This is a genomic window from Mesorhizobium sp. B2-8-1, from assembly GCF_006440955.1.
Lineage (GTDB): Bacteria > Pseudomonadota > Alphaproteobacteria > Rhizobiales > Rhizobiaceae > Mesorhizobium.
This window is the reverse complement of sequence record NZ_VFTX01000015.1, coordinates 32,548-52,712: the sequence shown is the minus strand read 5'-3', so window position 1 is coordinate 52,712 and position 20,165 is coordinate 32,548. Positions and strand designations below refer to the sequence as shown.

Genomic DNA, 20,165 nt, shown 5'->3' with positions numbered 1-20,165 from the left:
CCGTCAAAGGCGGCAAAGGCGGGATGGACTGTACTCTGGAAGTGAACAATCGAAAGCAATTTGTTCACCGATCCACCAGCAGCCCGGGCTTGCGCCGGGGCGGGATTTCGGTTCCATGAGCGACGCTCGCACATTAGCCAAGGATTATCGCCAGTGACCGGAAAAGGCAGGCGTCCGAACGTTCTCCTGATCACCTGCGACCAGTGGCGCGGCGATTGCCTTTCGGCGGCCGGCCATCCCCTGGTGAAGACGCCGAATGCCGACGCATTGGCAGCGGAAGGCGTATTGTTCAAGCGGCACTATGGCGGCGCGGCACCCTGCTCGCCGGCCCGTGCCTGCCTCTATACCGGCCTCTACCAGATGAATAACCGGGTTTGCCGCAACGGCACGCCGCTCGATGCCCGTCACGGCAATATAGCGCTTTCGGCGCGCGCGCTGGGCTACGATCCGACGCTGTTCGGCTACACCGACGTATCGCTGGATCCGCGCCGGCTCGCTCCGGCTGATCCGCGGCTGCGAAGCTATGAAGGCGTGCTTCCTGGTTTCACGGTGCGCCAATTGCTGCCAGAGCATCAGAAGCAGTGGCTGTCATGGCTGGGAATGCAGGGCATCGATACCGACGCCGGCTCCCCCGCGATCCATCGACCGGCGAACGGGGCAGGCGATGCCGGCTCCGTGACGAGTGCGCCGCCCGTCTATTCGAAGGAGCAGACGCCGACCGCTTTTCTTGCCGGCGAATTCATCCGATGGCTGGGCGAACAGGAGCATGCCGCGCCCTGGTTCGCGCATCTCTCTTTCATCAGCCCGCATCCGCCTTTCATCGTGCCTGCACCATACGACACCGTGTACGACCCCGCCGACGGCCCCGACTTTCGCCGTGCGGCAGACTGGCAGAAAGAGGCGGACAGCCATCCCTATCTCGCCTACGATTTCGGCAGGCAGAAAAAGCACAAGTTTCGACCTGGCGCCGCAGGCAGTGTACATGACTGGAGCGAGGATGATTTCCGCCGCATCCGCGCGATCTATTACGGCATGATCTCGGAAGTCGATGCGCAGCTCGGCCGAATCTGGCAGGCGGTCAAGACGGCGGGCGCGTGGGACGACACCATCGTTGTGCTTACCTCCGACCATGCCGAGATGATGGGCGACCATTTCATGCTGGGCAAAGGCGGCTTCTTCGACGCCAGCTATCATATCCCCTTGGTCATCCGCGACCCGCGTCACGGCCGCACCGCAGGCGTGGCCGTCGACCGCTTTACCGAGGCGGTGGACATATTGCCGACCTTGCTCGACCTGCTGGGGGGCGAACCGGCGCCGCACCTCGACGGTCATTCGCTGCGGCCGTTCATCGCCGGCGAGGAGCCGCCGGACTGGCGCGACGCCGCGCATTGGGAATTCGATTTCCGTTCGATCGCGGAAGGCGAAGCCGAACGGCATTTCGGCCTTGCCTCGCGCCAGTGCAATCTCGCCGTGATCCGCACGGAAAAATTCAAATATGTGCATTTCGGCGGCGGCCTGCCGCCATTGCTGTTCGACCTGGAAAAGGATCCCGCCGAGCTCGCCAATCTCGCCGCCGATCCCGCCTATCTCCCGATCAGGCTCGAGTTCGCCGAACGGCTGCTTGCCTGGCGGACCGAACATCTCGACCAGTCGCTGGCGCTGGCGGAGCTGACCAGGGATGGCGTTGTGGGCTATGTAAGTAGGGCAGTAGGGGAATAGGGAATCCCTACTGCCCTACTGCCCTACTGCCTACTGCCCTACTGCCTACTGCCCTACTACCCTACTACCCTACTGCCCTACTGCCGTTGCTATCTCACGATCATCCGCTGCTGCTCGCGGTTCTGCGCATAGCTGCCTTTGTCATAGGCGGCCTGGGCCTCGAGCTGCTCCTTGGTGAAGGTCGTGTAGAGATATTTGTTACCGTCCTTGTCGGTCATGAATTTCAGGTTGTCCATGCCGACGGCGACTTCCTTCTCGCCGACGCCGAGGAAACCGCCGACATCCACGATGACCGCGTCGGTCTTGTTGTCGGGCGTCAGCACGACATCGCCGATCTCGCCGACCTTGACGTCGTTGGCGCCATAGACTGTGGTACCCTTGAGATCGTCGCCCCTGACTTCGCCGACAGGCATTTCGGTCAGTTTGGATTTGTCGATCGCTGCGGTCTTCGTCTGGTCGGGGGCGGTCGCATCAGGCGTCGAGGCGGACGGGGCCTGCGCCGTCTTGTCGATCGGAGCCGTATTGGTTGTCGGCGCGACGGCCGGGGTGGACGCAGCAGGTGCGTTGGATGCCGTCGTGACCGGAGCCGGATCATAGGCCTTGCGGTTGAAGTCCGGCAATGCCTGCAGCTCTTCCTTGGTGGTTTGGGCTACCAGCCAGCGGTCGCCGTTTTTCTCGGCCCACTGGGCCTTGCCGAAATCATAGGTGACGTTCTTCTCGCCGATGCCGAGGAAGCCGCCGACGCCGATGACCAGTGATTGCGCCTTGCCTTCCTTGGTCAGGACGATGTCGTTGACGTTGCCGATGTTCTGCGCATCGTCGCCGGTCCCGTTATAGACGCTCTCACCGATGATATTGGTGGCGAGATTGCCGGCGGCGCGCTTCACCGATTCCGCCGGAGCCGCGTTCATGTCGACTGGCGCCTGGGCGGTATCGCTCGGCGCGGATGTGGACGGCGCCTGTGCGGCTGTCGATGCGGCCGGTGCCGGAGCATAGGGCTTGGTGTCGAACTCCGGCTGCGCCGTCAACTGGTCCTTGGTCGTCTGGGCGACCAGCCAGCGGTCGCCGTTTTTCTCGGCCCACTGCAGCTTGTCGTAATCGAACGCGACATTCTTCGTCCCGACGCCCAGAAAGCCCCCGACGCCGATGACTATGGATTTGGCCTGACCGTCCTTGTCGAAGACGATGTCGGTTACTTTGCCGATATTCTCGGCATTGTCGCCGGTGCCGTTATAAACCGATTCACCGATGATGTTGGTGGCGATGCTGCCCTCGGCGTGCACCACAGGAGCGGCGGGTTGCTCCGCGCCAGGCGCAGCCGGTGTCGGAGTCGTCTGCGCATGCGCGCCCGTCGCCACGAACATGGCAAGAGCAGTCGTGGCTAAAAGATTGCGGATCATGATGGTGTCTCCTCGTGCCTGATTTCATGCATGCCGCACCGGCCTCCGCCGTCACCGGCGACGGGCGAACGCGGCATTCGCCTGATCACAACGTCGTGACTGCGCCCATTGTTCCGACAAAAGCCAGGACGCATATTCTCCGCACACGCGGCTCGCAACTTGCGTCCTGCAAAGGGAAATTCGCCGCATCATCCGGAACCTTTTTGCTACTTGCGCCGTTCAGCCGACGGCTGGAGCTTCTCCGGCTCGGAGTTTTTTTGAGAACACGGAGGGGACATGCGGTTTGCGGCGGTGCTGAACCGGGACGGTGGCACCTTGCGCACCCTCGACCTGGATGGCTTTCGCGATCGCATGCGCGACCTGCTGGAGGCGGCAGGCCATTCCATCGATATCGACGTGGTTGCCGGCAAGGACATCGTGCCGGCATTGGACAACGCGGCTTCGCGTCGCGGCATCGACGTGATTCTCGCCGGCGGCGGCGATGGCACGATATCGGCGGCGGCGGCGCGGCTGATGGGCAAGAAAAAGGCGCTGGCCATATTGCCCGCAGGCACCATGAACCTCTTCGCGCGCGGGCTCGGCATCCCGCAGACGCTCGATGCGGCTTTGCGATCCTTCGCCGATGGCGAGGTGATGGCGGTGGACATCGCCACCGCCAATGGCCGGCCTTTCGTGCATCAGTTCTCGATCGGCATGCACGCCAAGATGGTGCAGCTACGCCAGAACATGGAGTTCGGCTCCCGGCTGGGCAAGATGCGGGCATCCGCGAAAGCGGCTTGGCAGACGATCAAGAATCCGCCGGCGATGACGGTCACCCTGACCATTGGCGAGGCCGAGATCACGGCGCGAACCACCGGCGTCGGCGTCACCAACAACCTGTTTGGAGAGGGTCACCTGCCCTTTGCCGACAATCCGGCGGGCGGCGTGCTCGGCATTTATGTCACGGTCGCGCGGCAGCGCGCCGAACTGGTCAAGTTCTTCTTCAACGTCGCGCGTGGCAAATGGCGTGACAATGAACATGTCGAAATCCATCAGACAGAGCGGGCTGTGCTGAAGATCCGGTCGGCGGCCAGGAAATACCGCGCCGTCCTCGACGGTGAACTTATCAAGCTCGAGGCCGAAATTACCATCGAAATCCACCCGGGCGCCTTGAACGTGCTGGTGCCGCGGCACGCCATGCGGGCAAAGGCGGCCTGATGCAGGGGCAGCCGACGAGGAACAGAAGACTAGCCGCTCGGAGCGCTGCCTTGTTCGGTGGTCGGGGATTTCGTGTACTCGCCGTAAATCTCGACGATGCCCCAAACGACAAAGGCCAGGAGAAGTCCCGCAATCAGGATCCGCAATCCGTGCCAGCCCCAGTGTCCCTGACGCGCTTTGTTTTCAGGAATGGTCTTGGGCATAGCCGGCCTCGATGCGATGTGGACGCGTTGAGCGTCTCTAGCAAAACATCTTCGGGTAACGGTTCCTTGCTACGAAGGTTCCGCGTTTGGCCAAGCCCTTCGCCGGCAAGTCGGGAAGGCGAAGTCGGAGGGCTCGCGAGGAGGCGTTGGGGGCGCTGGTGAACAAGGCGGCGAAATTGGCGCCGGGCCTGCCGGCCGAAGTAATGCACGTCGTCAACGACGCCGGCCGGCTGGCCGTGCTGCACGGCTTGCAGGCGCTGGATACGATGGCTGACGCCGACTTCGACGGCGTCAGCCGCCTTGCCGCGGCCGCCATGCGCGCACCGATCGCGCTGGTTACGCTCGTCGACGTCGAGCGGCAATGGTTCAAGTCGCGTGTCGGCCTGGACGAGATCGAGACCGCAACCGACATCTCCTTCTCCGCCCATGCGATTGCCGCGGGCGGCGAACTGATGGTGGTACCCGACGCGACCTTGGATCCGCGTTTTAAAGCCAACTCACTGGTCACGGGCAAGCATCACATCCGCTTCTTTGCGGGCGCGCCGGTGACCGTCGCCGGCGCCAGGATCGGAACGCTCTGCGTTTTCGACCGCAAGCCCCGTCCCTTTCCATCGCGCGTCAGGCTCGACCAGTTGAAGGCGCTGGCCGGCCTAGCCGCCAGCCTGTTCACGCTGAAGGATGCGACGCGCAGCGGCGCCATCGCCGAGGCGGCGCTGGTTCGCGAAGAAAAACGGCGCGCCATAGCGCTCGACGCGGCATCGCTTGCCAGCTGGGCCTGGGACATCCGCACCGACATGATCGAATGCGATGGTTTGCTGCCGGAATTGTTCAATCTGCCGCGATCGAACCGGTTGCGGGCGCGCGACATCCTGATGGCAATAGATCCACGCGACGTCTATCAAACCGAAACCCGCTTCCGCGACGCCTTGGCCGGCGGCGACGACTATTTCGGCGAGTACCGAGTGAAAGGCTTCCATCCACCCCGTTGGCTGGCGACGCGCGGCCGCGTCATCGAGCGCGATGGCGACGGCAAGCCGACGCTGATCTTCGGGGTCAATTACGACATATCCGAACGCAAGCTTGGGGAGGAAAGGCAAAGGCTGCTGCTTCGCGAACTCAATCATCGCGTCAAGAACACGCTGGCGACCGTTCAGGCGCTGGCGACGCAGACCGTGCGCCATGCCCGGCAGCCGAGCGCTTTCCTGGAAGCCTTCGGCGCCCGGCTCCAGGCACTCGGCATTGCCCATAATCTCCTGTCCGACCGGGAATGGCGCGGCATCGGCATCCATGAACTCGTCCAGATCGAGGTGAGGCCCTTCGACACCGCCGAGCAACTGCGCATGACGATCACCGGTCCCGATCTGTTGCTGTCGCCGGACCAGGCAGTGGGGCTGGGCCTGATCTTGCACGAACTGGCCAGCAACGCCCTACAATATGGGTCGCTGTCGGCGACATCCGGCAAGGTCGATCTGAGCTGGAAGACACAAGGCAGAAAAAGCGACCGGCGCCTTGTCCTGACCTGGCGCGAAAGCGGCGGTCCTGCGGTTGCCCCGCCCGAGCGGCACGGTTTCGGCTCGATCCTGATCCGCCGCAGCCTGGCCAAGGTCATCTCCAGCGAAGTGACGCACGAGTTCCGGCCGGAAGGCGTCTTTGCCGAAATATCCATGCCGCTGGAGGATCTCTCCAAGTGACCGCCCAGCCTTAATCCGGGCCCAGCCTTCATCCGGTCAGCCTCAATCAGGATCGCCGCCAGCCGGCCCGCCGGGACCTGGTTTCACGTTCTCGCGGTAGATGGCATAAGCCGCCAACGCCACGGCGGGACCGAGAATGGCCCCGAGGCCGACCTTTCCCTTGAGCAGCACCGGCAGAGCGGCCAGTGCGGCGGTGACCCCGATTGCCGTCATGTCCGCCTTGCGCCGTTCTGCCCGGCGCCGTGCGCGCGAGCCGGCCGAGAAGCGATAGATCAGCAAGATCAGACCCGCGACGATCAGAAAGCCGACGCCGAATCCCAACGCCGCAGCGAGCGGCCCATAGCGGTCCGCAGCCCAGATATAGCCGGCCCCGATCAGGAAGCCGAGACCGCACAGCGCCGCGAGCGCGGCAAGCGCATAGACAATTGCAGCCGTGCGCGCGCGGCGCATGGCTGCAACGGTTTCGCCCGAAGCCAGGCCCGAGACAAGGGAAGCCAGCAATCCCATTTGAGCGGGACTAGCGGCGCGCCAGGAGCGCGAACAGGAAGCCGACGCCGGCGGCGATCGCCAATGAAGTCACCGGCTTCTCGCGCACGCTTGCCGCTATCTGCGCCTCGATATCCCTGGTGTTGCTGCGCAGGCTGTCAAAGGCTGCCTCGCCTTGGGCCCGCAGATGCTCGACACCTTCGGCGGCGGCACGGCGGGCGGTGCCGTATCCATGCTCGCCTGTCTTGGCCAACTGCTTCGTAAGCTTGTCGATATCGGTCTTCAACTGCCTGATATCGGCTTCGAGATCCGAGTTCGCCCGCGCTTCGCCTGCGTTCTTTCCTGCGGCAGCTGCCATCGCTTAACTCCCTGTGATTGCTTTGGTTTCAACGCGCTGCATGTCTCAAGGTTCCGAGCCCCTCGGATAAACGGGCATGGTCCCGCAAAGCGGGTGTCGGTTTGCCGAAAAGATCACGCTCAATCCAATGGATAGAGGCCATCCTGGTTCCATCGATCTGGACCCTAGCTCAAAACGGGTCCTCCTGCATCCGGTCAGATCAGCGGCCGCCGTTCCTTGCCCTGCCCCTCCCAGCCGGCAAGCTGCTTCAACCCTTCATGATCGATGATCTCGCAGCCGCCATCGCGCCAAGCGATCAGCTTGCGATCCATCAGCTTGCGAATCGTCTTGTTGGTATGGACCAAAGACAGGCCGAGGGTATCGGCGATGTGCTGCTGCGTGAACGCGATCCGGGTGAACCGCCCGCCATTGAGGCCAACGGCCTTGGCCCGGCTGCCGATGAAGGCGATGAGATAGGCGGTGCGCTCGATCGCGCTGCGGCGGCCGACGCTGAGCAGGTTCTCGTCCAGCATCCGCTCCTCGCGCGACGCGATCCAGGTGATGTCATAGGCCAGGCCCGGATGGTTGCGGAAAAGCTCATGCAGGGACTCCCGCTCGAACACGCAAAGCAGCATCGGCGACAAGGCTTCGACGGAATGCTGCATTTCGCCCATCACGCCGCCTTGCAGCCCGATGAGATCTCCAGGGACGGCGTAGTTGAGGATTTGACGGCGGCCATCCGACAACAGCTTGTAACGGAAAGCCCAGCCCGACAGCACCGTGTAGAGATGGGCGCTGCGGCGTCCTTCCACCAGCACCGTTGCGCCCTTGTCGACCGCGAGCTCGCCTTTCTTCAATTTGTCGATGAAGGCCAGTTCCGATCTCTCGAATTTGCGGAAACCCGGCAGCGGCCGCAGTGGGCAATTCTCGCAATCGTACCGGCGGCTGGAGGAAGCAAGGCCGTTCTGGATTGACATTTCGACCGCTCCTCGAGAGCCGCGGGCTCAGCCGCTGCGGTGGCATGTCTTTTTTAAATGACAGCGCGTCAAATAGCGATCATGACTCGCTGCGTTTCAAGGAGCCATTGCCTGTGTCGCCTTTGCTTGACGGATTGCGCATTCTTGTCCTGGAAGATGAATTTCTCATCGCCATGGATGTCGAGCAGCTTTGCCGTGATCACGGCGCCGACGACGTGGTGCTTGTCCGTGACCTGGCCGAGATCGATGGCCGACAGGTTGCCACCCAATTCGATGCGGCGATCGTCGACCTCATGCTGGGGGGCACTCCGACTTTCGACTTTGCATCGCGCCTGCGTGAAACGGGCGTGCCCTTCGTCTTTGCCTCCGGTTATTCGGATGCGGACGAGATCAAGGTTGCCTTTCCAGGGATAAGGCTGGTCAGCAAACCTTATTCGGGCGAAGATCTTGTGGAAGCGGTGGCCCGGGCCTGCGGACGAGTCCCGCCCGCCTGACGACGTCGCATCGCGTAAGAGTCAGAGCGGATGCGATGGCGATTCTGTCAGCCGTTTCGATGCGACGCTTTTTTAGTGCGCCGCCGTGCCAGTGACCTGTGCTGAGATCGCATCGGGACCGTACTCGTCCTCGCCGGAGATTTTCAGTATCTCCTGCAGGCGCGTGCGGGCTCGGCTGACGCGGCTCTTGATCGTCCCGACCGCGCAACCGCAAATCTCGGCCGCCTCCTCGTAAGAGAAGCCCGAGGCGCCGATGAGGATGATGGCCTCGCGCTGGTCTTCGGGCAGCTGCTCGAGCGCACCGCGGAAATCCTTGAGGTCGAGCTGGCCGTGCTGGGCGGGATGCACCGCAAGCCTGGCTGTCATGATGCCGTCGCTGTCCTGCACCTCGCGGCCGCGTTTGCGCATCTGCGAATAGAACTCGTTGCGCAGGATGGTGAAGAGCCATGCCTTCAGGTTGGTACCGGGCTGAAAGCTCTCATGCTTGTCCCAGGCCTTGACCAGCGTTTCCTGCACCAGGTCGTCGGCCTTGTCGGCATTCTGCGTCAGTGACACTGCGAAGGCACGCAAGCTCGGTATTGCCCCAAGCAGATCGGTCTTGAAGCCTTGTGAGACCGTTGCCATGCCTCAGTCCTTTTTCTGTGCGGGCTCGGCCCGCTCCAGTTGGCTGAGCAACTGCGCGAAACGATCCGGCACATCGTCGGAGACCAGCTCGTCGTAATACTGCTTGAGTTTGCGTCCGATTTCGGAATTCGGCCCGAGCGGGTCGCCCACGCCGTTCCGGCGCCTGATTGAGGCGCCAGTCAAGACATCTTTCGTCATTTCCTTCATTTCGCCCTTTAATCCAGCCCCATAGCCGCTCAACATAACTCAACACAACACAAGCGGCATCCTCGTCTGGTTGCCCATCCCCAACTCAAACGCTGTTCAGGCGTATTAGTTCCCGGGGCCGGAACTTTTTGCGAAAGCCCGCGTTTGTGTCGTTGGGGCTTGCAATGGGGCTTGACCTGCATTTTTAGTCAATCACGTCATCTGAGGGAGACGTCCGTCATGAGTTTATCCGCCACCATCGCTCCGCACCTGCCGTTCCTGCGCCGCTTCTCGCGTGCCGTATCGGGATCGCAGGAGAGCGGCGACGCGCTGGTTGCCGCGATGCTCGAGGCCATCATCGCCGATGTCGATATTTTTCCCGAGGCATCCAGCGACCGCATCGCGCTGTACAAGGTCTTCGCCAAACTGTTCACGTCCGTCGCCATCCGCGTTCCACAAGAACAGGCGCAATCGGCATGGGAACAGCGCGCTGCGGCCAATCTCAACGCGATCGCGCCGCTTCCCCGCCAGGCCTTCCTTCTGGTGGCCGTCGAGGGTTTCAGCGAGGATGAGGCGGCCGAAATTCTTGGCGTCGGCGAACAGGAATTCTCAGAACTGCTTGCCCAGGCGAGCAACGAGATTTCCCGCCAGGTGGCGACCGACGTGCTGATCATCGAGGATGAACCGCTCATCGCCATGGATATAGAGGAGATGGTCGAGAGCCTGGGCCATCGGGTCGTCGGCACCGCCCGCACCCATGCCGAAGCGGTGACGATGTTCGGCAAGACGCGGCCGAAGATGGTGCTCGCGGACATCCAACTCGCCGACGGCAGCTCGGGCATCGAGGCGGTGAACGAGATTCTGTCGTCGACTTCCGTGCCGGTGATCTTCATCACCGCCTTTCCCGAGCGTCTCCTGACCGGCGAGCGGCCCGAACCGGCTTTCCTGGTGACGAAGCCGTTCAACCCGGACATGGTCAAGGCGTTGATCAGCCAGGCTCTGTTCTTCGACCGGCAGGCGAAAGCAGCCGCATAGCGATGCGCAACTGAAGTCGCCGCAAACGCGCGCAAAAGCAGGGCGCGACCAGCCGGAAGGTTCCGCTGGCCGCGCCTTGCTTTTCCGCGCCACGATGGTGCGTGGGGGGATCGTCTTTTTCGGCGAAAAGTGGAACAAACCGCATCCACCCACGTTTTTCTCACATAGTTGGAAGGAGATGGAACCATGCTTTACTGGGCGCTCGTATTTCTTGTCGTGGCAATCATCGCCGGCGCGCTTGGTTTCGGCGGCATTGCCGGTACATCTGCCGGGATAGCGCAGATATTGTTCTTCATCTTTCTCGCTTTCCTCATCATTTCGCTTCTCGCCGGCCTGTTCAGACGGGCCTGAGAGTTATCAGGCGAACACTGGAAGCCGCACCCCTCAAACGGTTTCCAGCCACCGCCGGGTGGTGTCCCACAAGGACGCCGCCCGGCGGACCGCTTTTGGGCGTCTGGTTCCCGGAAAACCTGCCTTGGAACCCATTGGACGGTGAGCCGTTCAGCCTGAGTTGGGTGAACAGGTCGGATGCGTTCCAGGGCTCGAGATACCAAGAAGAACGAGCGGGGCGACGAGATCGCCCTGCATCCCGCCGAAAGCGGCATGCAACTTGGCCGGGCGCTTCTCCACGCACTGCACAATGCCGGCATTTCCGTCCTCTACCAGGACCGCGACATGAAAACGGTCTGGGCGCGGAACATGCGTGCGCCCTGGGCCGCCGACAGCAGCGAGGGCGACGGCATCCTGCCGCCGGCACAGGCCGACCGCATTGGCGCTGCCAAGCGCAACGTCGTCGCAAGCGGCGATCCGCAGCGCCTCGAGATCGGCGTCCCGATGGAGGACGGCATGCGCTGGTTTCAGGTCTGGATCGACGCCGACCATGGCGAGGCCGGCGACGTGCAAGGTGTCGTCACCACCATGGTCGAGACGACCGAGCAGCGACGCCGCGAACAGACGCTGACGACGCTGTTGCGCGAAGTCACGCACCGCTCGAAGAATTTGCTGGCAATCATCCAGAGCATCGCCACCCAGACGGGACGCTATTCCGACAGCATCGGCGATTTCCTGACCCGCTTTCGCGGCCGGCTCCAGTCGCTGGCCTCCTCCCAGGATTTGGTAACCTCCTCCAACTGGCGCGGTGCTGCCCTTCGCGAACTCGTCGCCGGTCAGGTCGGCCGCTACGGGACGGACGCGTCGCACAGCCTTCGCTTCCGCGGCGCAAATCCTTACCTCAACCCCAACGCCGCGCTGCATATCGGCCTTGCGATGCATGAACTGGCCGTCAACTCGGTCAGCTATGGCGCCCTGTCGCGGCCGGAGGGCTTCGTCGAAGTGACCGCCGTCCTCGACACCGCCGCCGATGGCGGCATTGCCCTGTCGCTGACCTGGGCCGAAACCATAGGAACCGACAGCAACCAAGAGGGCAAAAAGCGCTTCGGCAGCGTCGCACTGGAACGCGTAGTGCCCTCTTCCCTGAACGGAACGGCGCGCCTCGAGATCGCGGATGGTCGCCTCGAATACCATCTCGTTGTTCCGCACGGCAATTTCGAGACGGAGTAGGCGACCGCCATTTTTTAACCGGCTGTTCACCATAGAAGCAGATGCTGTTTTTGCCAGATACCGATGGAACTGCCGAGCCGACGAGCATGCTTTCGAGGGCTTTGCCGCAGCATAGTGGGGAGGAGCGCCTTGACGGTCGCCGATATCAACAGACTCGAGCAGGCCGCTCGCATTTCGATGAGCGAATTCCAGGATCCCGAGACATCCACGGCATCGCCGGTTGCTCATGGCATCCTGCCCATCGTCGCTCCGGCGTTGGCCGCGGCAATTGTCCTGATCGCCCTGTCCCAGCTGGCCTGATCCCGCCCCCACGTTCGCGCGCGCACATCGCTCGGGTTTTTCGGCGGCCGAGGCATCGGAAAGCTGCGCCCAGAAAAAGACTCTCTTCACCAACAATAAATTGGAGCAGCAAAGGTCGTTTTTTCATGCTAAGTGACGGCTGGAGCTTATTAAAGTGAGGACACGAAGTGAGGAGTGACCCTATGCGGAAAATTCTTATTGCCATGGCTGCCGTGGTCGCCGTCAGCGGCTGTACCTCGACCGAGCAGGATGTCGTCGGCGGCGGCTTGATCGGCGCCGGCGTGGGCGGCTTGGTCGGCGGCGGCAAGGGCGCGCTGATCGGCGCGGCCGTCGGTGCCGGCTCCGGCCTGCTGGTCCGCAACCTGCGCAATGGATACTGCCAGTATCGCGATCATCGGGGTCGCATCTACACGGCTCGCTGCAACTAAGGCAATTCGGGCGGGAAAAGCGCGGAGCGGTTTTCCCGCCGGAATTGCGAGCAAGGAGCGGATCGGCGATCTATCGACGCTGAACCGCTCCGAGCAACTTGAATCGCGCGCTGCCGGGCTCATTCGCGAACCCGGCAGCGGCGCGGCAATTTATTGGCCGCCGCGTGAAGCCTGGAGCGATTCCGCCAAGGCCCGATGGCCTTCACGCCGGCAGCGGAATCCTGATTTCCACATTCAATCCGTCATCGCGATAATCGCGGTGGATCGTGCCACGCAGCTCACGCGTGACATTGAGGTCGATCAATTTGGTGCCGAAGCCGGTCGTGGCCGGGGCGTCGACCTTCTTCTGCCCGGTTTCCTGCCAGCTCAGAGCCAAGACCCGGTCACGCCCGCGCCCTTCGACCGACCATTCGATCCTGAGGGCGCCGACCGTATTGCCGGCCTCGCCATATTTCAGCGCATTCGTTGCCAGTTCGTGGAAGGTGAGGCCCAGTGCCTGCGTCGTGGTTTCGTCAAGCAGCACCTCCGGCCCGGACAAAAGCTCTTCCGGCAGCTCCTTTCCGAACACTTGGCCAAGCTCGATGCGCAGGAGATCGCCGAGATCCGCCTTCTGCCAGCGCGAGCGCGTCAGCATGTCCTGGGACGCGGCCATTGCCTGTAGCCGGGCCGAGAAAGATGCCGAGAACTCATTGACGTCGCTGGCACGTGACGCGGTCTGGCGCGCGATCGCCAGCACTCGCGTGATCGAATTCTTGATGCGATGCTTCATCTCCTGCAGCATCAAATCCTTTTCGAGCAGGCTCTTTTCCGTCGTCTCATGCAGCAGCGATGCTGCCTCGTAGGCTCGCTCCTGATAGCGCGCGACAAGCGCGATGGCGCCGGCCAGCAGCAACCCGAACAGGCCGAGCATGACTGGGATGGCCCGCGACGATGGCTGCGAGAAGGCGCTTGTCGGCCTGAACTGCACGGTCCACGGACGGCCCGCCACGCTGATCTTGCGGGTGACCAACAGCCTGTCGCCAAAGCCCGACACGGGCGGCGTCTCCGACCGGAACAGCAAATGATCCGGATCGACGCCGCCATCGTAGATTTCGGTGTTGACCGGCAGCAGCGGCGCGCGGCTGAGCGCGATCTGGAACAACTCCCTGGCCCGGAAGGCCGCGTAGAGAAAGCCTACCGTCGAGGATCGCGATGCGTTTATGGCATCAGGTGCGGTCTCGACGTTGAGCCGCACGAAGACGAGAAAGCCGGTGAAGGTCTGTGCTGCACCCGTGTCCTGGCCGAGTTGCACCAGCCCGCTCGCGTGCTGCTGGTCATCTGCCATTGCCTTCTCGATTGCCGCGCGCCGCACGGGCTCGGTGAACATGTCATAGCCGATGCTGGCCTTATTGGACGGGTCGAGCGGCTCGAACAGCACAACGGGCGTCCGCCATGGCTGGGTGGTGTCCGGATAGATCGCACGCCTGGTGCCCTGGTCATGCAGCATGTCGCGCTCGACCGTCGCCTCGTCGCCTGCTTTCACCAGCCGGAGAAAGCCGATGCCGCGCAGGCCGGCGAAATTGGTATCGACATTGAGGGCATTGAAGAACGCTTTGAACTCGCTCTGCGAGATGTCGCCATTGCGGGCGTCGAACAAGGCTTGCGACGAGCGCAGCAGCGACAGCTGCAGGTCGATCCGGCTCTCGATACGGTTGAGCGCATCGTCCGCGGTCGCGTCGAACTTGATGCGAGCCGCCTCTTGCGTCGCGAAATAGGCGAACCCCGCCATTGTCATGCTGATCAGCGCAACGGCAACGAAAGCGACGATTGGAAAAAGCTTCTTCAACGGATAATGCGGCCTATCAGCATGTGAGCCCTTTATGGGCAAGTCGCCCGGTCAACACAATGGCAAGGCCAAGCCATCCCGCCGGCTGGCATATCACCTGATCGGCAGATCGGTAACGGGCTCAGGCCAGCAGGCTTCAGGCAGCGATCTTCAACGCGCCTGGTCCGGGAATGGCGCCAGGCGGACATTTGCCCAGGATGATCATGCCCAGCACCTCGTCCTGGGTCACATCGGTGGTGCGGGCAGTGCCGACGACCTGGCCGTTTTTCATGACGCACACCCGGTCGGCCAGTTCGAATACGTCGTGAATGTCATGGCTGATCAGGAAGATGCCGATGCCGTCGGACTTGAGCTGCCTGACCAGTTCCCCGACCTGGGCCGTTTCCTGCGGTCCAAGTGCTGCCGTCGGCTCGTCCATGATCAGGATGCGGGCGTTGAACAGGATCGCGCGTGCGATCGCCACCGACTGCCGCTGTCCGCCCGACAGCTTGATCACCGGCTCCTTGAAGCGCTGGAAGCGGGGATTGAGCCTGCCCATCACCTTGCGCGCCTCGGCCTCCATGGCGACGTCATCGAGCGTGCCCCAGGCGGTCCTCAGCTCGCGGCCGAGGAACAGGTTGGCGGCGGCGTCGACATTGTCGGCGAGCGCCAGGGTCTGGTAGATCGTCTCGATGCCGTATTTCTTGGCATCGCGCGGGTTGGAGATCGAAGCCTCTTCGCCGTTGACGAAGATTTGGCCCGCGTCACGCTTGTAGGCGCCCGACAGGATCTTGATCAGTGTCGACTTGCCGGCGCCGTTATGGCCGAGCAGGGCCACGACCTCGCCGGGGAAAAGATCGATCGAGGCATCGTCGACGGCGCGAATGCCGCCGAACGCGATTGAGATGTTGCGCATGTCGACCAGCGGGTTGCCGGCGGGAGCGATCCTGTCAGCCATGATTGTCCTCCTCCCTCAAACGCGTTTGCGATAGACGGTGTCGAGCCACACCGCGATGACCAGCACGGCGCCGACGACGATGCTCTGCAGCGGCGAGTCGACGCCAAGCAGCACCATGCCGGATTGCAGCGACTGCATCAAAAGCGCGCCCAGCATGGCGCCGATGATTGTTCCCGAACCGCCGGCGAGCGATGTGCCGCCGATGACGGCCGCCGCGATCACCAGCAATTCATCGAGCGTTCCGAGCACGTTGGTGGCCGAGTTCTGCCGGGCTGACGAGATCGCGGCGGCGATCGTGGCCAGCACGCCCATGATCATGAACACTTTCATCGTGATCCAGCGTGTATTGATGCCGGCGAGGTTGGCTGCTTCCGGATTGCCGCCAATGGCAAAGACATAGCGACCAAAACGGGTGCGTTTGGTGATGAAGGTCATGACCAGCCCGACGGCGATGGCCATCAGCACCGGTATGGCGATGCCGTGGGCGATGAACAGGCCGCCCTCGGGCACGGTTATGTTGTTGGCGGCTGCATATCTGTTCACGATGCCGACTGGCCACGGATAGGAATTGGCCAGCCAAACCGCGCCCATGATGACGGCGCAGGTCAGCACGCCGATCAGCGTCTCGGCCCAGATCGGACGCAGCGGGAAACGGAAGCGCTTGCGCTGTACCCGCCCGTTGAACAGCGCAAGCACCACCGCAAGGCAGGCGGCGATACCGACCACCCAGCTCCAGGTCGCGCCGATCGATCCGGCCGGGCCGCCGCCCATCAGCTGGAACGTCGCGTTGAGCGGCGCCACCGTCTGGCCGCTGGTAACCCACCATGCCGCACCGCGCCAGACCAGAAGCCCGCCCAGCGTCACGATAAAGGCCGGCACTTCGAGATAGGCGATGACAAAGCCCTGGAAGGCGCCGATCAACAGACCGAGCACCAGGCCGATGACCAGCGCCAGCACCCAGATCCATGGGTTGCCAAGCTCAAGCCCGACGAAGCGCACCAGGAAATGCACCTGGGCGAAGCCCATGACCATGCCGATCAACCCTTCGGCGGAACCGACGGACAGATCGATATTGCGCATGACGATGACCAGCACCATGCCGCAGGCCATGATGGCGACGGCCGAGGTCTGCACCGACAGGTTCCACAGATTGCGCGGCGTGAGAAAGGTACGGCTGTCGAAATCGAGCGGATTGACGCCGAGACGCAGGCTGGACAAGACATGCAACCCGATCCAGATCAGCAGCAGCGCGCCGATCATGCCGAGCATGCGCGTGTCGATCTCGGTCGCCTTAAGGAACCGGGCGACGGCGCCGAGTTCCGACGCACGCGCGGTGTCGGCCTGCGGGTTGGACGTCGTATCGGTCATGATTTTCTCCCACCGGCCTGCCCGTCCGATGCGGGATGACGGAAGCCAGCCTAGAAGTTACCCGCCCGGGGCGGAAAAACAAATTTTCTTGAAAAAACGCCGCGGCTTGGCAGCCGCGGCGTTCATCGCATGAAATGGAAGATCAGTTGCAGGCCGCTACGCTGCCCGCCGCGACGCCGGCACAGACCTCGTCTTTCTTGATCCAGCCGGCGTCGATGACGACGTTGAGATTGTCCTTGGTGATCGCAACCGGGGTCAGGAACAGCGATTTGACGGTGTTCCCACCGGGCGTTGTGAAGTCCTTGACGCCGGCGATATCGGTCATCTTCTTGCCGTCGGCCAGCTGCGAGGCGATCTCGGCGGCATTCTTGCCGAGTTCACGCGCGTCCTTCCACACCGACACGGTCTGCGTGCCGAGCGCGATGCGGTTCAGCGCCGCGTGGTCGCCGTCCTGGCCCGAGACCGGAACGGTACCGGCCAGGCCTTGAGCCGTCAGCGCCGCGACGACGCCGCCGGCAGTGCCGTCATTGGCCGCGACGACCGCGTCGACCTTGTTGTCGTTGGCGGTCAGGAACTGCTCCATGTTCTTCTGCGCGTTGGCCGGCAGCCAGCCATCCGTATAGGCTTCGCCGACATTCTTGATCTTGCCGCTGTCGATGGCGTCCTTGAGCACTTCCATGGAGCCCGAGAACAGGAAATCGGCATTCGGATCGGCACCCGAGCCCTTGATGAAGACGTAGTTGCCTTCCGGCTTCACCTTGAACACTTCGCGGGCCTGCATGCGGCCGACTTCCTTGTTGTCGAAGGTCAGATAGAAGACGTCCTTGTTCTCGATCAGGCGGTCATAGCCGACGACCGGAATGCCTTCGTCGAGCGCCTTCTGCACCGCCGGGCCGATGGCGGAGGCGTCCTGCGCCAGGATGATCAGCGAATTGGCGCCCTGGGAGATCAGGCTCTCGACGTCGGTGAGCTGCTTGCCGGGATTGGACTGGGCGTCGGCGGAAATATACTTGTCGCCGGCGGCTTCGATCGCCTTCTTCATGGCGGCCTCGTCGGTCTTCCAGCGCTCTTCCTGGAAGTTCGACCAGGAAACGCCGATGACCTTGTCCTTCGCCTGCGCGACCGACGCGAGCGTCAGCGACATGGCGACACCCGCCAGGATGGCGGCTGTGAATCTCTTCATCTTAATCCTCCCTGCGCCGCGTATGGCGCGACCAAACAGGCCCGTAGGCCGGCACAAAGGCTCTATTTTTTCGAGCCTCGAAAAAACACTGGTCCATCGTCGGAACGCTGTCAACGTCGATTCTGATGTATTTTGATGTCCTCGTGAATTTTTTTCGAGCTCCGGAATAAATAATGACAGCCAAGGCCGGTTCTGCCACTATTTGACGGTCGTCGGGGTCCTGGGGAGAGAACGCGGCGACGGGGAGGATGCGAGAAACATGTCGGTCGGAATCCGCCACGATGATTTGCGCCGACGCAACCGGGCGATGGTGATCGCGGCCGTGCGCCGTGCCGGGCAGCCCTCGCGCACCGAGATTGCCGCGACCACCGGGCTCAGCCATTCCACCATATCGGCGATCTCCTCCGACCTGATTGGCGAAGGCATCCTGGCGCAGAGCAAGCCGAGCGAGGCCGGTGCTCTGAAACGCGGCCGGCCGCAGGTCGGCCTCGGCCTCAACCCTGAAGCCGCGGCGGTGATGACCGTGGTGCTGTCGCTGAATTTTCTCTCCGTCGCCGTCATCGACTATGCCGGCCAGGTGATATCTGAAGAGCAGCGCCGGCTGGACACGCTCACCCTGTCGCGCGAGGCGCTGATCGGCGAATGCGTGGCCATCGTCAGGCGGCGGTTCGAGGATCCCGACCTCGACGTCGGCAGCATCGCCCGCATCGCGCTGGCGATCCAGGGCATCACCGACACGGATGCGCGCGCCATGCTGTGGTCGCCGATCACGCCGCAGACCGACATCGCCTTCGCCGACATACTGGAGACCGAGTTCGGCATTCCAGCCACCATGGAGAACGATTGCAACATGATGGCGGTGGCGCTGCGCTGGCGCGATCCCCAGCGCTACCGCGACGACTTCATCGCCATCCTTTTGTCGCACGGCATCGGCATGGGCTTGGTGCTGAAGGGTGAACTGTTCACCGGCACCCATTCATCCGGAGGCGAGTTCGGCCACATGATCCATCGCCCCGGCGGGGCGCTCTGCCGCTGCGGGCGGCGCGGCTGCGTCGAGGCCTATGCCGGCAACTATGCCATCTGGCGCAACGCGAGGCAGCTTGGCGAGGACACCGAGCCCGTCGACGTCAGCGACGCCGACATGCGCACCCTGGCGGCCTCGGCGCGCGAAAAGGACGGGCCGGAGCGCGAAGCCTACCGCAAGGCCGGCGAGGCGCTGGGTTACGGCCTTGGCAGCCTGTTCGCGCTGATCGATCCGGCGCCGGTCGCCATGGTCGGCGTCAGCGCCGCCGCCTTCGACCTGATCGAGCCGGCTCTGCGCGAGGCCATTGCCCAGACCGCCGGCGGCCAGCACTCGAAATCGATTTCCTTCGACACCGAGCCGAACGAACTGCCACTGATCCGCGAGGGCTGCGCCATGCGCGCGCTGACCTTCGTCGACCAGGAGATTTTCGCGCCGGGGGCACAGGCGAAATCAGGCGTGGGCGAGAACGTTGCGTGACATATCCCTAGTCTTCGCGAATCGCATACCCCGCGCCCCGAATGGTGCGGATCACGTCAGGCATGCGGCCATTGTTGACCGCCTTGCGCAGCCGGCCGACATGCACGTCCACGGTGCGCTCGTCGATATAGATCGTTTCGCCCCAGACATTGTCGAGCAGTTGGCTGCGCGAGAACACGCGGCCGGGATGTCGCATCATGAATTCGAGCAGGCGGAACTCGGTCGGCCCGAGCCGGATCTCGCTTTTCTTGCGGTAGACCCGGTGCGATTCACGGTCGAGCACGATGTCGCCGACCTTGAGCACGCTGGACAGAACTTCGGGCTTGGCGCGGCGCAGCAGCGCCTTGACGCGTGCCATGAATTCCGGCGTTGAGAACGGCTTGACCAGATAGTCGTCGGCGCCGGTGGAGAGACCGCGCACCCGGTCGCTTTCCTCGCCGCGCGCCGTCAGCATGATGATCGGCAGCCGCTCGGTCTCGGGCCGCATCCGGAGACGGCGGCAGAGCTCGATGCCGGACACCGCCGGCACCATCCAGTCGAGCACAAGAAGGTCAGGGACATTCTCCTGCAAGCGGATCTCGGCTTCGTCGCCGCGCGTCACCACCTCTACCTGATAACCCTCCGATTCCAGATTGTAACGGAGCAGCACACCCAGCGGCTCCTCGTCCTCCACCACCATGATGCATGGCGCGATCATCGACTGGTCACCCCTGC

The 20,165-nt window shown here is 63.0% G+C and carries 22 protein-coding genes; 10 read left to right on the top strand and 12 right to left on the bottom strand.

The genetic code is table 11. The annotated features are described in order from the left end of the window. Positions 1-153 precede the first annotated feature (153 nt). Positions 154-1,719, top strand: a complete 1,566-nt coding sequence (locus FJ428_RS28765) for an alkaline phosphatase family protein (RefSeq protein ID WP_140500597.1) — start codon at positions 154-156, stop codon at positions 1,717-1,719. 89 nt (positions 1,720-1,808) lie between these two features. On the opposite strand, the gene FJ428_RS28760 is transcribed toward FJ428_RS28765, so the two are convergent. Then, on the bottom strand, positions 1,809-3,119 hold the full coding sequence (locus FJ428_RS28760; RefSeq protein WP_140558434.1) for a PRC-barrel domain-containing protein: 1,311 nt from the start codon (positions 3,117-3,119) through the stop codon (positions 1,809-1,811). A gap of 276 nt (positions 3,120-3,395) precedes the next feature. On the opposite strand from FJ428_RS28760, the gene FJ428_RS28755 reads away from it, so the two are divergent. Beyond that, entirely contained in the window at positions 3,396-4,316 is a 921-nt protein-coding gene (locus tag FJ428_RS28755; protein ID WP_140880648.1) for a diacylglycerol kinase family protein, read from the top strand. A gap of 29 nt (positions 4,317-4,345) precedes the next feature. On the opposite strand, the gene FJ428_RS30450 is transcribed toward FJ428_RS28755, so the two are convergent. Continuing rightward, positions 4,346-4,519 carry a hypothetical protein gene (locus FJ428_RS30450; RefSeq protein ID WP_181165417.1) on the bottom strand — a complete coding sequence of 58 codons (174 nt, stop codon included), beginning with the start codon at positions 4,517-4,519 and terminating at the stop codon, positions 4,346-4,348. 158 nt (positions 4,520-4,677) lie between these two features. On the opposite strand from FJ428_RS30450, the gene FJ428_RS28750 reads away from it, so the two are divergent. Further along, positions 4,678-6,210, top strand: a complete 1,533-nt coding sequence (locus FJ428_RS28750) for an HWE histidine kinase domain-containing protein (protein WP_224519159.1) — start codon at positions 4,678-4,680, stop codon at positions 6,208-6,210. 42 nt (positions 6,211-6,252) lie between these two features. On the opposite strand, the gene FJ428_RS28745 is transcribed toward FJ428_RS28750, so the two are convergent. The 3 genes from FJ428_RS28745 to FJ428_RS28735 all read right to left on the bottom strand — a co-directional run bounded on the left by FJ428_RS28745 (position 6,253) and on the right by FJ428_RS28735 (position 8,010). Further along, positions 6,253-6,717, bottom strand: coding sequence for a hypothetical protein (locus FJ428_RS28745; RefSeq protein ID WP_140880647.1), 465 nt, complete (start codon positions 6,715-6,717; stop codon positions 6,253-6,255). A 10-nt stretch (positions 6,718-6,727) separates the two neighbouring features. Further along, complete coding sequence (locus FJ428_RS28740; protein ID WP_140561580.1) at positions 6,728-7,054, bottom strand: DUF883 family protein; 327 nt, start codon at positions 7,052-7,054, stop codon at positions 6,728-6,730. Between the two features lie 194 nt (positions 7,055-7,248). Further along, a complete protein-coding gene (locus FJ428_RS28735; RefSeq protein WP_140561578.1) occupies positions 7,249-8,010 on the bottom strand; it encodes a Crp/Fnr family transcriptional regulator in 762 nt (253 codons plus the stop codon). Positions 8,011-8,054: 44 nt separating this feature from the next. On the opposite strand from FJ428_RS28735, the gene FJ428_RS28730 reads away from it, so the two are divergent. Beyond that, positions 8,055-8,504: a response regulator gene (locus FJ428_RS28730; protein ID WP_140500637.1), complete on the top strand. Its 450-nt coding sequence runs from the start codon at positions 8,055-8,057 to the stop codon at positions 8,502-8,504. A gap of 72 nt (positions 8,505-8,576) precedes the next feature. Here the strand turns inward: FJ428_RS28730 and FJ428_RS28725 are convergent, their stop codons facing one another. Continuing rightward, positions 8,577-9,128 carry an RNA polymerase sigma factor gene (locus FJ428_RS28725; RefSeq protein ID WP_140500591.1) on the bottom strand — a complete coding sequence of 184 codons (552 nt, stop codon included), beginning with the start codon at positions 9,126-9,128 and terminating at the stop codon, positions 8,577-8,579. Between the two features lie 3 nt (positions 9,129-9,131). Further along, positions 9,132-9,335: a NepR family anti-sigma factor gene (locus FJ428_RS28720; RefSeq protein WP_181165418.1), complete on the bottom strand. Its 204-nt coding sequence runs from the start codon at positions 9,333-9,335 to the stop codon at positions 9,132-9,134. Between the two features lie 219 nt (positions 9,336-9,554). On the opposite strand from FJ428_RS28720, the gene FJ428_RS28715 reads away from it, so the two are divergent. From FJ428_RS28715 to FJ428_RS28700, 5 genes are all read left to right on the top strand, one after another. After that, positions 9,555-10,349, top strand: coding sequence for a response regulator (locus tag FJ428_RS28715; RefSeq protein WP_140500589.1), 795 nt, complete (start codon positions 9,555-9,557; stop codon positions 10,347-10,349). 186 nt (positions 10,350-10,535) lie between these two features. Then, positions 10,536-10,700, top strand: coding sequence for a DUF1328 domain-containing protein (locus tag FJ428_RS28710; RefSeq protein WP_006203859.1), 165 nt, complete (start codon positions 10,536-10,538; stop codon positions 10,698-10,700). 177 nt (positions 10,701-10,877) lie between these two features. Beyond that, positions 10,878-11,909, top strand: coding sequence for a PAS domain-containing sensor histidine kinase (locus FJ428_RS28705; RefSeq protein ID WP_140880646.1), 1,032 nt, complete (start codon positions 10,878-10,880; stop codon positions 11,907-11,909). A gap of 129 nt (positions 11,910-12,038) precedes the next feature. After that, the gene (locus FJ428_RS30445) at positions 12,039-12,209 is read left to right on the top strand and encodes a hypothetical protein (RefSeq protein ID WP_181167424.1); all 171 of its coding nucleotides are present in this window, start codon (positions 12,039-12,041) and stop codon (positions 12,207-12,209) included. A gap of 182 nt (positions 12,210-12,391) precedes the next feature. Continuing rightward, positions 12,392-12,637, top strand: a complete 246-nt coding sequence (locus FJ428_RS28700) for a YMGG-like glycine zipper-containing protein (protein WP_140500585.1) — start codon at positions 12,392-12,394, stop codon at positions 12,635-12,637. Positions 12,638-12,839: 202 nt separating this feature from the next. On the opposite strand, the gene FJ428_RS28695 is transcribed toward FJ428_RS28700, so the two are convergent. From FJ428_RS28695 to xylF, 4 genes are all read right to left on the bottom strand, one after another. Next, positions 12,840-14,462 carry a CHASE domain-containing protein gene (locus FJ428_RS28695; RefSeq protein ID WP_140666450.1) on the bottom strand — a complete coding sequence of 541 codons (1,623 nt, stop codon included), beginning with the start codon at positions 14,460-14,462 and terminating at the stop codon, positions 12,840-12,842. 136 nt (positions 14,463-14,598) lie between these two features. Then, complete coding sequence (locus tag FJ428_RS28690; RefSeq protein WP_140500582.1) at positions 14,599-15,399, bottom strand: ATP-binding cassette domain-containing protein; 801 nt, start codon at positions 15,397-15,399, stop codon at positions 14,599-14,601. A gap of 15 nt (positions 15,400-15,414) precedes the next feature. Beyond that, on the bottom strand, positions 15,415-16,767 hold the full coding sequence (locus tag FJ428_RS28685; protein ID WP_140500580.1) for a sugar ABC transporter permease: 1,353 nt from the start codon (positions 16,765-16,767) through the stop codon (positions 15,415-15,417). 142 nt (positions 16,768-16,909) lie between these two features. Then, positions 16,910-17,950, bottom strand: coding sequence for a D-xylose ABC transporter substrate-binding protein (gene xylF / locus FJ428_RS28680; protein ID WP_140500579.1), 1,041 nt, complete (start codon positions 17,948-17,950; stop codon positions 16,910-16,912). Positions 17,951-18,209: 259 nt separating this feature from the next. On the opposite strand from xylF, the gene FJ428_RS28675 reads away from it, so the two are divergent. Continuing rightward, positions 18,210-19,451: an ROK family protein gene (locus tag FJ428_RS28675; protein ID WP_140880645.1), complete on the top strand. Its 1,242-nt coding sequence runs from the start codon at positions 18,210-18,212 to the stop codon at positions 19,449-19,451. 7 nt (positions 19,452-19,458) lie between these two features. Here the strand turns inward: FJ428_RS28675 and phoB are convergent, their stop codons facing one another. Continuing rightward, positions 19,459-20,148 carry a phosphate regulon transcriptional regulator PhoB gene (phoB, locus tag FJ428_RS28670; RefSeq protein WP_140880644.1) on the bottom strand — a complete coding sequence of 230 codons (690 nt, stop codon included), beginning with the start codon at positions 20,146-20,148 and terminating at the stop codon, positions 19,459-19,461. Between the last annotated feature and the right edge of the window lie 17 nt (positions 20,149-20,165).

What these genes read in the sequence shown, in the direction of transcription:
- FJ428_RS28760 (WP_140558434.1), bottom strand. Translation starts at nt 3,119, where the DNA reads ATGATCCGCAATCTTTTAGCCACGACTGCTCTTGCCATGTTCGTGGCG.
- FJ428_RS28755 (WP_140880648.1), top strand. Translation starts at nt 3,396, where the DNA reads ATGCGGTTTGCGGCGGTGCTGAACCGGGACGGTGGCACCTTGCGCACC.
- FJ428_RS30450 (WP_181165417.1), bottom strand. Translation starts at nt 4,519, where the DNA reads ATGCCCAAGACCATTCCTGAAAACAAAGCGCGTCAGGGACACTGGGGC.
- FJ428_RS28745 (WP_140880647.1), bottom strand. Translation starts at nt 6,717, where the DNA reads ATGGGATTGCTGGCTTCCCTTGTCTCGGGCCTGGCTTCGGGCGAAACC.
- FJ428_RS28740 (WP_140561580.1), bottom strand. Translation starts at nt 7,054, where the DNA reads ATGGCAGCTGCCGCAGGAAAGAACGCAGGCGAAGCGCGGGCGAACTCG.
- FJ428_RS28735 (WP_140561578.1), bottom strand. Translation starts at nt 8,010, where the DNA reads ATGTCAATCCAGAACGGCCTTGCTTCCTCCAGCCGCCGGTACGATTGC.
- FJ428_RS28730 (WP_140500637.1), top strand. Translation starts at nt 8,055, where the DNA reads ATGTCTTTTTTAAATGACAGCGCGTCAAATAGCGATCATGACTCGCTG.
- FJ428_RS28725 (WP_140500591.1), bottom strand. Translation starts at nt 9,128, where the DNA reads ATGGCAACGGTCTCACAAGGCTTCAAGACCGATCTGCTTGGGGCAATA.
- FJ428_RS28720 (WP_181165418.1), bottom strand. Translation starts at nt 9,335, where the DNA reads ATGAAGGAAATGACGAAAGATGTCTTGACTGGCGCCTCAATCAGGCGC.
- FJ428_RS28715 (WP_140500589.1), top strand. Translation starts at nt 9,555, where the DNA reads ATGAGTTTATCCGCCACCATCGCTCCGCACCTGCCGTTCCTGCGCCGC.
- FJ428_RS28710 (WP_006203859.1), top strand. Translation starts at nt 10,536, where the DNA reads ATGCTTTACTGGGCGCTCGTATTTCTTGTCGTGGCAATCATCGCCGGC.
- FJ428_RS28705 (WP_140880646.1), top strand. Translation starts at nt 10,878, where the DNA reads ATGCGTTCCAGGGCTCGAGATACCAAGAAGAACGAGCGGGGCGACGAG.
- FJ428_RS28700 (WP_140500585.1), top strand. Translation starts at nt 12,392, where the DNA reads ATGCGGAAAATTCTTATTGCCATGGCTGCCGTGGTCGCCGTCAGCGGC.
- FJ428_RS28690 (WP_140500582.1), bottom strand. Translation starts at nt 15,399, where the DNA reads ATGGCTGACAGGATCGCTCCCGCCGGCAACCCGCTGGTCGACATGCGC.
- FJ428_RS28685 (WP_140500580.1), bottom strand. Translation starts at nt 16,767, where the DNA reads ATGACCGATACGACGTCCAACCCGCAGGCCGACACCGCGCGTGCGTCG.
- xylF (WP_140500579.1), bottom strand. Translation starts at nt 17,950, where the DNA reads ATGAAGAGATTCACAGCCGCCATCCTGGCGGGTGTCGCCATGTCGCTG.
- FJ428_RS28675 (WP_140880645.1), top strand. Translation starts at nt 18,210, where the DNA reads ATGTCGGTCGGAATCCGCCACGATGATTTGCGCCGACGCAACCGGGCG.
- phoB (WP_140880644.1), bottom strand. Translation starts at nt 20,148, where the DNA reads ATGATCGCGCCATGCATCATGGTGGTGGAGGACGAGGAGCCGCTGGGT.